Source organism: Mesorhizobium sp. M0894 (assembly GCF_040319725.1).
Classification (GTDB): domain Bacteria; phylum Pseudomonadota; class Alphaproteobacteria; order Rhizobiales; family Rhizobiaceae; genus Mesorhizobium.
The window spans coordinates 477,933-488,628 of sequence record NZ_JAMYOG010000002.1 but is presented as its reverse complement, the minus strand read 5'-3'; the positions used below and the strand labels follow the sequence as shown (position 1 = coordinate 488,628).

The following is a 10,696-nucleotide window of genomic DNA, read 5'->3' as shown; positions in this document are numbered from 1 at the left end:
TCGCAGTCGCCATGAATGCAATAGACAAGAGTGGAGCGCAGGATTCTTCAGCCTTGGCGCGGCTCCGCGACATGCTGCGCAAGCTATATCACGGGCGCACAGCGGCGGCGTTCCGGTTTCAGCTTGCGGCTGTTGTCATCGACCTCGCCATCATTGCCTTTTTTATTGCCACGCCGGTGATACAGAAGTCGTCCTCGTTCCTCTGGCTGGACTACTCCGTGGCAGCACTCGTCGCCGCCGACATGATTGCCCGGCTGCTTGCCTCCAACGACATGCTGCGCCTGATGAGACAGCCGGCGTCGTGGATCGATGCCTTCATCCTGCTGACTCTGCTGATGCCTACGGCGCTGGCCAATCTCGGTTTTTTGCGCATCCTGCGGCTGTGGTCGCTGTCGCGTAGCGGCGCGCTGTGGCGATTTCTCGAGATGCGCGGCTTCAGGCGATGGCGCGAGGCGAGCCGCGCGGTCATCAATTTCCTGACGTTCCTCTTTGTCATCACCGGCTTCGTCTACACCTTCTTCTTCCGCACCGTGGGCGGTCTCGAGGGCTATGTCGATGCGCTGTATTTCACCGTCGCCACAGTTACCACGACCGGCTTCGGTGACATCGTCCTGCCCGGCGTGGCCGGCAAGCTCACCGCGATCGCCACCATGATCATCGGCATATCGCTGTTCGTCAGGCTTGCGCAGGCGCTCTTCCGTCCCACCAAGGTGTTCTTTCCTTGCCCGCAATGCGGGCTGCAGCGGCACGAGCCCGACGCCGTCCATTGCAAGGCCTGTGGGCACGTTCTGAACATACCCGACGATGGCGATTGAATTGCAGGGCTACGATGCTGCGACCTCAGCCGGTTTGGCGGCTTTTTTCTGCAGATTGAGCAGATTGCCGAGCAGGATCAGCGCGCCACCGCCAGCGGTGAAGGCGTCGATCTGCTCGTGATAAAGCAGCCATCCGATCACCGCCGACAGCGGTACGCGCAAAAAGTCCATTGGCGAGATGACCGTCGCATCGGCATAGACAAGTGCGCGGGCCATGCAGAAATGCGACGACATGCCGGTAAACGCGATCAGCAGGATCCACGGCCAGAGCTCGAGCGGCGGGTTGCGCCATTCGTATAGCGCCGGGACGAGGCCAAGCACCGACTGGATGATCAGCATCCAGAAGATGATGCGCACGACGCTGTCCGTCCGCGTCAGCGACTTGACGAGAACCACCGAGACGCCGAAGCAGACTGCGGCTCCCAGCACGATAACATGCCCCGGATTGACCGCACCGACGCCCGGGCGCACGATGATCATCACGCCGATCAGCCCCAGCACGATTGCCGCAAGCCGTGGCCGGGAGAGCCTTTCGCCGAGGAAAGCGACCGCCAGCAGGGCGGTCCAGATCGGCGTGGTGAATTCGATCGAGATCAGCACCGCAAGCGGGATCAGCGTCAAGGCGTAAAGCCAGGCAGCCTGGCCGGTATAGTGGACGACGTTGCGGGCGATATGGGCCAGCGGACGCCCGGTGCGCATCGCCGCAAAACCGCCTGACATCATGACCAGCGGCAGCAGGATGAAAAAGCCGATCACCGAGCGCAGCTCGAGCACCTGGAAGACGTTGAGCTCTGCCGTCGTGGCCCGGCCGGCGACCGACATCGCCAGGAACGAGGCGATCGACAGCGCCATCCAGAACGCGGCCTTGGGGATCGAGGGTGCGGGTGCCATGGGCGCTATGTCGCAAGCCGGGGCTTTCATCGCAACCGCTAGCCGACGCATTCGACTGGGCCAGCCGTGAAGCGTTGCAAACAGTGATGTTGAAGCCGGAACCCGCCGCTGAGGGAAGCGTTGGTCCCTCAGTGTTTGCGTGCCGTGTTTTGGATACCAACGAGGAGCGGTCCGATGAAATCACTCGCACGATTTGTACTTGCCGGCTGCCTGACGGCCGGGGCCGGCGCAGCGCATGCCGACGATCCGGATTTTCTTCGCTCATTCCAGGGGAATTTCGCCGGCAAGGGCATCGTCAAGGTCACCACCGATGCGCCGACGGTGAATGTCTCCTGTCACTTCAATTCCGACGCGACGTCGAACTCATTGTCGCTCGACGGCAGCTGCCGCGGTCTTATCTTGGTGACGCGCGACATCAGCGCGGACCTCAGGTCCAGCGGGACGAAATACAGCGGCACCTATGTCGGATCGCGCACCGGGCCGGCGCAATTGAGCGGCAGCCGAAAAGGCAACGCAATCAATCTCGGCATCCGCTGGGCCAAGGAGGTCAATGGCGATCGCAAGGCGCAAATGACGGTCGAGAAGAATGGCGAGGACGGCATGCGGCTGACCGTTATCGACGTCGACCCGAAAACCGGCGAGCGCGTGATTACCAGCCGGATCGATCTGCGGCGCACTTAGCACTATCACTCCTCGATCGGTTCGGGCGGGTGCGCATCACGGCCCTTGCCGAAGGTATAGCCGGTTTCCACCGCCCTGCGGCCGAACTTGCCGCGCAGCGTGTCGATGGCGCCTTCGGCCATGGCGCGCTTGCGTGACTTGACGTCGACCAGGTCGGGCGGGTCCGCCCGGTCATCGTCGGAGAGATCGCTGACGCCAATGCCGAGCAGCCGGTATTTCGTGCCATCCGCTTCCTTGCGTAGCAGCTCGAGCCCGGTCTGAAAGATGCGGTCGGCCAGCCGGGTCGGATCGCCGAGCTGGCGATTGCGCGTGCGGATCTTGAAATCCTGGGTCTTCAGCTTGAGGACGACGGTGCGTCCGGCAATGCCGGATTTTTTCAGCCGGGCCGAGACTTTCTCCGCCAGCGCCCTCAGCACCGAAACCAGTTCCTCGACGGAGGCGATGTCGGTGTCGAAAGTGGTTTCCGCCGAGACGCTTTTCGCGTCCTGGTCGGGAACGACGCGGCGGTCGTCCTCGCCGCGCGAAAGCCGGTAGAGCCGGTCGCCCATGACGCCATAGCGGCGCATCAGGTCGCCGCGTTCCATGCGCTGCAGCTGGCCGATGGTGCGGATGCCGTCGCGCTCGAGCGTGGCGGCAAAGGCCTTGCCGACGCCCCAGATCAGCGTCACCGGCTGCTCGGCCAGGAAGCCGATAGCCTCGGCCTCGCCGATCACCGAAAAGCCGCGCGGCTTGCGGAAGTCCGAGGCCACCTTGGCCAGGAACTTGCAATAGGACAGGCCTGCCGAAACGGTGATGCCGATCTCCTTTTCGACGCTGAGAGCGAAGCGCGCCAGCACCACCGCAGGCGGCAGGCCATGCAGGCGCTCGGTGCCGGCGAGGTCGAGGAAGGCCTCATCGATCGAGAGCGGCTCGACCAGCGGCGTCAGCGCCTGCATCATGGCGCGCACCTCGCGGCCGACGCGGACGTATTTTTCCATGTCCGGCGGGAGGACCACCGCGTCCGGGCAGGCTTCGAGCGCCTTGAACATCGGCATTGCCGAGCGCACGCCATGGATGCGGGCGATATAGCAGGCGGTGGAGACGACGCCGCGCTTGCCGCCGCCGATGATCAACGGCCGGTCCTTCAATGCCGGGTTGTCGCGCTTTTCGACCGCCGCGTAGAACGCGTCGCAATCGATATGGGCAAGGCGCAGCCGGTAAAGCTCGGGATGGCGCGCAAGCCGCGGACTGCCGCAGCGCTCGCAACGGCGTGCCTCGCTGCGCTGAAAATTCAGGCAGTCGCGGCAAAAACCGTGTTCGGGATTGTTGACAGGGGCCGCCATCGCTGCGAACATAAAGAGAACAAATGCAATGGTACGTCAGGACGGACGCCACGACAAGGCGGTGGGCCGGGAGAGAGCTCATGAATACGACCATAGCGCCGCTAGTGCCCGAGCTTTGGGCGGATTTCGAAGATCTTTTCGGTAAGCAAGGCGCCTGCTACGGCTGCTGGTGCACACATTTCCGGCTGTCGCCGGCAGCGCGCCGCGCGAGCGACCGGGAGCGCAACAAGGATCATATCAAGGCGCGGATCGAGGCCGGGCCGCCGCCCGGCCTGCTGGCCTTCGAGGACGGCCGGGCAGTCGGCTGGATGCAGATCGGCCCGCGCGCCGACGTGCCCGAATGGAACAACCAGGGCAGGGGGTCGGCGCCGCTCTCCGCCGCCGATGCCACCGATCCCGACGTCTGGGCGATCTCCTGCTTTTTCATCCGCGCCAAGGCACGCGGCAGGGGCCTGTCGCACCGCCTGGTCACAGGCGGCATCGACTTCGCACGGGAAAATGGTGCCCGGCTGATCGAGGCCTGCCCGATCGATCTATCGAAGGATTCGCGCTCGATCGGGCTGTTCGTCGGCTCGTCGCGGGTCTTCGAAAAGGCCGGGTTCCAGCGATTGGTCGAGCGCAAGCCGGGCCGGCCGCTGGTGCGGCTGGTGCTTTAGGCAATGCCGCGGGCGACATCGATCCGTCCGGCTCGCCTTGCGGTTGTGATGGTAATTCCCTACCAGTGATAGAAACGGTTTGACGGCCGCGAATAAGTGAGGATCGACATGAAGCGCGTTTTGCCACTTGTTTTACTGCTTGCCTGCAGCGGACCGGCCTTCGGCCAAGCGGTCGACAGGCAAGGGGCGAAGCAGCTTTCCGACGATCTGGCGCGCTATATCGGAAAGAAGCTGTTCGATATCGGGTTCGTGAAAATTTCAGTCGACGGCGATGCCTACAAGCTCGCATTCGACTTCAAGCCAGTCACGGATTTGATGGCAAAGCAGCAAGCCTTCAAGTTCGACATCACGCCTTACTTCATCTTGGTCAAGCCGCGCAAAGATGGACACTGGGACGTTTCGGCGGACGTGTCCCCGAAGGGGTCTATCGATTTCGTTGGCCCTGAGGGGGCGCAGCACATCGACTTCTCCGTGTCGGACAACAAGTTCACCGGAGTTTATGACCCCGACCTGGCCGCTTTCGCGAGCGCAACCGGTTCGATGGCTGGCATGACGATGACCACCCGAGAGCCCAAGCAGCAGGCGGATGTCACGGTCGGTCCTGGCACTGCCGTAATAGTTTCGACCAAATCCGCAAACGGCGGCGTCGATTTCACGGTGACGGAAAAAATAACGAACTTCGCCGAAACGATCAAAGTCAACGATCCCAAAAGTGGGTTGAGTTTTCCGGCTGCTGTAAAAGCGCCTGAACTTTCTGTGGATGCGGCCGGCAAGGGTTTGCGGACAAAGCCGCTGCTCGACCTGCTTGCTTTCATCGTGGCGACTGATGATGCAGCCAAATTCAAGGCGGATGGGGCGGAGTTCAAATCGCTTCTGACGGCAGCACTGCCGTTGTGGGAGCGGATCGACGGCACCTACGGCTTCAAGGACCTTGTGGTGGAGAGTCCGGTCGGCAAGTTCGGTGCGACGCAACTGAATACCGCTGTCGGCATGGACGGCATCGCCAAGGAAGGCAAGATCAACTACGCGTTCAAGGCCTGACAATACCGCAGCAGGTGCTGCCCAGCTGGAGCGTTGCGTTGCTGCCGACGGATATCGACCTCAACTTCGGCGGCGCCAACATCGATCTGGACAGCATGGCGAAGAAAACCATCGAAACCCTTGATTTCAGCAAGGATCCACCGCTGCCGGCAGATTTCGGCAACCAGATCTCCGCCGATTTCCTGGCCAAGACGCCAAAGGCCATTCTCGGACACAGCACGATCAAGAACGGCAACATCGAGATTGCGATGGAAGGCGAGATGACCTTCCCCGGCAAGAAGCCGCGTGCGGACGTGACAATCGACATCACCGGCTACGACAAGATCGTGGAGACCTTGCAGACGGCGGCGAAGACGGACCCGCAGGCCGCGCAGTATTTTACCGGCGCGCTGGCGATCAAAGGGTTTGGCAAGACGCTGCCGGACGGCCGGCTTGAATGGGTGATCAACACCAAAGCCGACGGTTCGGTGACGGTCAACGGCGCCATGCTGAAGCCGGCCGACCCCGTTGGGACGGACAACAGTGGGGAAGAGGCAACGCCATAAAGCACCAGCAGTGGCCCATCGTCTGCGGAAGGCTCTTCGATCTGCCCGCAGTCTCGGCATCGTGGCTTATGTCGAATGCTCATGATTGTCGTCGCCGAGCGGCAGTGCCCGCAACGCCTTGCCCACTGCGGCCGGCGGCGTGCCGGTTTCCTCCGAAAAACGCATCAGCGTCGGCTCGTGGGCGAGGATGAACTGCAGCACGCCGGCCAGGAAACCCGGCTCGCCGGCCGCCCGGCGGATGGAATGGGCCTCGATGCCGGTGATCGCCAGGAAGCGGGGCAGAAGTTCCGGATCGGCGGCGACGAAGCCCAACGCCTTTACGGCAATGGTTTCGGCTTCCTCGCGCATTGACGCTGCGTTTGCCATCGCTACTTTTCCTTCGTGGGCGGAATCGTTCTGTTTTCGCAGTAGTGGCAAGTGTTGCCGGCAGCAAGCTCGCCGACCTGGAATCCGAACGCTTTTCCGGCGGCCGGTTTCCGTTTCGTCAATCATATTGCCGTATAGTGGGAACAGGTTTGGTGCGTGCCGACAAGGGGCGCATGACGGCACCCTTCGAGTGGAAGGCCAGCCGGGACGGGAAATCGATGCCTAAAAAGGTTATGATCGTCGAGGACAACGAGCTCAACATGAAGCTCTTTCGCGACCTGATCGAAGCGAGCGGCTACGAGACGGTGCGTACACGCAACGGCCTGGAAGCGCTGGATCTGGCGCGGCAGCACAGGCCGGACCTCATCCTGATGGACATCCAGCTGCCCGAAGTGTCCGGCCTCGAGGTGACCAAATGGTTGAAGGAGGACGATGATCTCCACGTCATCCCGGTCATCGCCGTCACCGCCTTCGCGATGAAGGGCGACGAGGAGCGCATTCGCCAGGGCGGCTGCGAGGCATATATTTCCAAGCCGATCTCGGTGCCGCGTTTCATCGAAACCATCAAATCCTACCTGGGCGATGCCTGATGTATCTTTCCAGCCGAGCCGGAGCTTTGTGAAATGACCGCGCGGATCCTCGTCGTCGACGACATCCCAGCAAATGTCAGGCTGCTGGAGGTTCGGCTGCTCGCCGAATATTTCGAGGTTCTGACCGCCACCAACGGGCCGGATGCGATCGAGATCTGCGAGAACGGCAAGGTCGACGTCGTGCTGCTCGACGTGATGATGCCCGATATGGACGGGTTCGAGGTTTGCCGGCGGCTGAAGGGTGACCCGGCGACATCGCACATCCCGGTCGTGATGATCACCGCGCTCGATCAGGTTTCGGACCGGGTGCGAGGCCTCGAGGCCGGCGCCGACGATTTTTTGACCAAGCCGGTCAACGATCTGCAGCTGATGACGCGCGTCAAGAGCCTGGTCAGGCTGAAGTCGCTGACCGACGAGCTGCGGCTGCGTGCCTCGACGACGCGCAATATCGGCATCGAGGAGCTTTTGAGCCGCAACTTCGCGGCCGACGATGCGGTGCCAAAGGTGCTGCTGGTCGACGAGCGCAAATCCTCCTTCGAGCGCATCCAGAAGATGCTGCGCGGCAGTGCCGATCTCGACGTCGCCACCGATCCGCATGCCGGTTTCTTTCAGGCTGCCGAGTTGCCCTACGAATGCGTGATGATTTCGACGGCCTTCGCCGATTTCGACCCGCTGAGGCTCTGCTCGCAATTGCGCTCGCTCGATCGCACCCGTTTCCTGCCAATCATCCTTCTGGCGGACGAGGGCGAGGAGGGGCGCATCATCCGCGGCCTCGAACTCGGCATCAACGACTATCTGATGCGGCCGATCGACCAGCAGGAGCTGACCGCGCGGCTGCGCACGCAGGTGCGCCGCAAGCGCTACAACGACCAGCTTCGCGCCAGCGTCACCCAGACCATCGAGATGGCGGTGACCGATGCCCTGACCGGCCTGCACAACCGCCGCTATCTCGACAGCCATCTGCAGACGCTGTTCGACCGCGCCGTGGCACGGCGCCGGCCGCTGTCGGTGATGATCACCGATCTGGACCGCTTCAAGACCATCAACGATACGCATGGCCATGACGGCGGCGACGACGTGCTGCGCGAATTCGCGCGGCGGCTGCGCAAGAATGTGCGCGGCATCGACCTGGCCTGCCGCTTCGGTGGCGAGGAGTTCGTGGTGGTGATGCCGGACACGGACGGCGCGGTAGCCGAAAAGGTAGCCGAGCGCATTCGCGCCGAAATCGCCCAACTGCCGTTTGCCGTTGGCAGCGAGGGCAAAGCGATCGAAGTCACCGTCAGCGTCGGCGTGTCGTCGGTGCTGAAAGGGGTGGATACGGTCGCTGCGCTGATGAAACGCGCCGACCTCGCGCTCTACGAGGCCAAGAGCGGCGGCCGCAATCGCGTCGTCGCCAAGGCGGCATAGCCCGGACACCAATTAGCCAGTCAACGCGACAAGGTTACGAATTTACCTTAATCCAAGCGATTTGCGAGGCTTGGTTAAGAAACTGTTGATTTTCATAAGTTGGTGCGCAAATGTGCAGCCCTTAGACGTAACCGGCACGAGGCTAGATCGCCGGTTCGACCCGAAGAATACCCCATGATGCTCAGGTCCGCCGCATCTCCTGGGTCCGTGGGGTCGGCCGGCCGGCGCTGGCACATAGTGGCCTCCTCGTACCGCTGCCAAACGCCGGCCGGCTCCCAATTTCAAAACACATCAGGACTCTGTGTCAGCATCCAGAAAATGCTGGCTTTTTGCCGTGACAGGTAGGCCGCCTTTTGATCAGCACGCTGGGGGCGGTACGCATGTGCCTGCAGCCGATTGACAGAGCCTGTCTTCTATGCAGAAATTGGTTGGACCATTGAGCCATTTTTGGTGACCCGTTGGCATGCCCGAATTCGGCCTTTCGCCCATACAGGCAACTGCTCGCGACGACGCGGTGCTCAAGGCCCTGGCCGGCTTTGTGATGCGGGAAGCCCTCGGGCCCGGCCAGAGACTGCCGACCGAACGCATCCTTGCCGAGCGCCTCAAGGTGAGCCGCAACACCGTGCGCGAGGCGCTGACGCGCTGGGAAGGGCTCGGCCTGGTCGAGCGGCGGCAAGGCAGCGGCACTTATCTCAAGGGAGTGGTGTCGCTGGACATGCTGCACATGCCGCTGACGCTGGCCGGCGGCAATGATTTCACCAGCCTGATGCAGACGCTGGAAATCCGCCGCGCGCTGGAGGCGGAAGCAGCCGCCCTTTGCGCCGTTCGCGCCGGCCAGGCAAATCTCGTCGAGATCGGGCGCAAGCTCGACATTATGGAGCAGGCCTTCCACACGCGCGCCGGCATGTCGGCGGAGGAGGACTGGGAATTCCACCAGTCGATCTACCGCGCTTCCGGCAATCCGCTGTTCGAGCAGATCATCGCCGCCATGCACGAGCTGTTCCACCGTTTCTGGGAACATCCGCTCGGCGTGCGCGACTTCGGCCACGCCAGCTTCCCTTATCACCGCACCATCTTCGAACGCATCGCCGCGCACGATCCGGAGGGAGCCCGGGCCGAGGCGCTGAAGCTGATCGCCACCGTCGAGGACGATCTGAAACGCGGTGCGGCCAAACTCAAACTCTCAGGCCAGAAATGAACGACCATCCCGCCGGTTTCGAAAACGACTATCTCGCCGAGGCTGCGACGCTTCTCGCCCATGATGAGCCTTTTCCCGGCGGTGCGGTGGTCCCGCCGATCTACCAGACTTCGCTCTTCACCTTCGCCAATTATGCCGAGATGGCCGACACATTCGCCGGCAGGCGACGCCAGCCGATCTATTCGCGTGGCGACAACCCGACGGTGATGGAGTTCGAGGCGCGTGTCGCCGCCCTCGAAGGCGCGCAAGCCGCGCGCGGCTTTTCCAGCGGCATGGCAGCGATCAGCGCCACGGTGCTTGCTTTCGTCAGTGCCGGCGAGCGAATGGTCGTCGTGCGCAACTGCTACGGCGATGCCTACCGGCTGTTCGAACGGCTGTTGCCTCGGCTCAACATCAAGGTCGACTATGTCGACGGTTCCGATCCGGACGCGGTCGCCGCAGCACTTCCCGGCGCCAAGCTGCTCTACCTGGAAAGCCCGACGTCGATGATGTTCGAGCTCCAGGACATAACGCAGCTGGCACGGCTGGCCAAAGAGCAGGGCATCGTCACCTCGATCGACAATTCCTGGGCGACGCCAGTGTTCCAGAAGCCGATTTCACATGGCGTCGACCTGGTGCTGCATTCCGCCTCGAAATATCTTGGCGGCCACAGCGACACAGTCGCCGGCGTGGTGGCCGGTTCGGCTGCCCATATCCGACACATCAACGAGCAGACCTATTCCTATCTCGGCGGCAAGCTTTCGCCTTTCGAGGCCTGGCTGTTGCTGCGCGGGCTGCGCACATTGCCGCTGCGGTTGCCGCACCACATGAAGAGCGGGCTGACCATCGCCGAGCGGCTGAAGGCGCATGGCCATGTCGAGCGGGTCAACCACCCGGCCTATTCCAACCATCCAGGCAAGGCGACGCTTGCCGGCTATGCCGGGCTGTTCTCATTCGAAGTGACGGAAGACGTCGACATCCCGGCTTTCGTCGATGCGCTGAAACTCTTTCGCATCGGCGTCAGCTGGGGCGGCCATGAGAGCCTGGTCGTTCCGGCAAAGGCCTCGCTCGAGCAGACGCCGGGCCTGAATTCGATGGCGCGCTTCGGCGTCAGCCCGCGAACCATCCGCTTCAGTGTCGGATTGGAAAGTGTCGAAGACCTGTGGGCGGATGTCGCCCAGGCCTTCGACAGAGCAAAAAGATAA

At 62.5% G+C, this 10,696-nt stretch carries 12 protein-coding genes; 9 read left to right on the top strand and 3 right to left on the bottom strand.

Annotated features, from left to right (window positions below; translation table 11 throughout):
* The first annotated feature begins 11 nt into the window (after positions 1 to 11).
* Positions 12 to 815, top strand: a complete 804-nt coding sequence (locus NKH91_RS05700) for an ion channel (protein WP_352482189.1) — start codon at positions 12 to 14, stop codon at positions 813 to 815.
* Between the two features lie 9 nt (positions 816 to 824).
* Here NKH91_RS05700 and NKH91_RS05695 read toward each other — a convergent pair whose 3' ends face one another.
* The gene (locus NKH91_RS05695) at positions 825 to 1,706 is read right to left on the bottom strand and encodes a DMT family transporter (RefSeq protein ID WP_352495358.1); all 882 of its coding nucleotides are present in this window, start codon (positions 1,704 to 1,706) and stop codon (positions 825 to 827) included.
* Between the two features lie 174 nt (positions 1,707 to 1,880).
* On the opposite strand from NKH91_RS05695, the gene NKH91_RS05690 reads away from it, so the two are divergent.
* The gene (locus NKH91_RS05690) at positions 1,881 to 2,387 is read left to right on the top strand and encodes a hypothetical protein (RefSeq protein ID WP_352495357.1); all 507 of its coding nucleotides are present in this window, start codon (positions 1,881 to 1,883) and stop codon (positions 2,385 to 2,387) included.
* 5 nt (positions 2,388 to 2,392) lie between these two features.
* Here NKH91_RS05690 and NKH91_RS05685 read toward each other — a convergent pair whose 3' ends face one another.
* Positions 2,393 to 3,721 (bottom strand): DNA polymerase IV, encoded by a 1,329-nt coding sequence (locus NKH91_RS05685; RefSeq protein ID WP_023720118.1) that lies wholly within the window; start codon positions 3,719 to 3,721, stop codon positions 2,393 to 2,395.
* 68 nt (positions 3,722 to 3,789) lie between these two features.
* Between NKH91_RS05685 and NKH91_RS05680 the strand changes: the two genes are divergently transcribed.
* From NKH91_RS05680 to NKH91_RS05670, 3 genes are all read left to right on the top strand, one after another.
* Positions 3,790 to 4,365, top strand: a complete 576-nt coding sequence (locus NKH91_RS05680) for a GNAT family N-acetyltransferase (RefSeq protein ID WP_352844192.1) — start codon at positions 3,790 to 3,792, stop codon at positions 4,363 to 4,365.
* Positions 4,366 to 4,677: 312 nt separating this feature from the next.
* Positions 4,678 to 5,406: a hypothetical protein gene (locus tag NKH91_RS05675; RefSeq protein ID WP_352844190.1), complete on the top strand. Its 729-nt coding sequence runs from the start codon at positions 4,678 to 4,680 to the stop codon at positions 5,404 to 5,406.
* Between the two features lie 38 nt (positions 5,407 to 5,444).
* A complete protein-coding gene (locus tag NKH91_RS05670) occupies positions 5,445 to 5,951 on the top strand; it encodes a hypothetical protein (RefSeq protein ID WP_352844188.1) in 507 nt (168 codons plus the stop codon).
* 66 nt (positions 5,952 to 6,017) lie between these two features.
* Here NKH91_RS05670 and NKH91_RS05665 read toward each other — a convergent pair whose 3' ends face one another.
* Positions 6,018 to 6,317, bottom strand: a complete 300-nt coding sequence (locus NKH91_RS05665; protein ID WP_023720115.1) for a DUF3572 domain-containing protein — start codon at positions 6,315 to 6,317, stop codon at positions 6,018 to 6,020.
* A gap of 173 nt (positions 6,318 to 6,490) precedes the next feature.
* On the opposite strand from NKH91_RS05665, the gene NKH91_RS05660 reads away from it, so the two are divergent.
* The 4 genes from NKH91_RS05660 (at position 6,491) to NKH91_RS05645 (ending at position 10,696) form a co-directional block, all read left to right on the top strand.
* Positions 6,491 to 6,907, top strand: a complete 417-nt coding sequence (locus NKH91_RS05660; protein WP_348625950.1) for a response regulator — start codon at positions 6,491 to 6,493, stop codon at positions 6,905 to 6,907.
* 33 nt (positions 6,908 to 6,940) lie between these two features.
* On the top strand, positions 6,941 to 8,314 hold the full coding sequence (locus tag NKH91_RS05655; RefSeq protein WP_023720114.1) for a PleD family two-component system response regulator: 1,374 nt from the start codon (positions 6,941 to 6,943) through the stop codon (positions 8,312 to 8,314).
* A 463-nt stretch (positions 8,315 to 8,777) separates the two neighbouring features.
* Positions 8,778 to 9,512, top strand: coding sequence for a FadR/GntR family transcriptional regulator (locus NKH91_RS05650; protein ID WP_352844186.1), 735 nt, complete (start codon positions 8,778 to 8,780; stop codon positions 9,510 to 9,512).
* On the top strand, positions 9,509 to 10,696 hold the full coding sequence (locus NKH91_RS05645) for a PLP-dependent transferase (protein WP_352844184.1): 1,188 nt from the start codon (positions 9,509 to 9,511) through the stop codon (positions 10,694 to 10,696). The genes NKH91_RS05650 and NKH91_RS05645 overlap by 4 nt, the downstream gene beginning before the upstream one ends.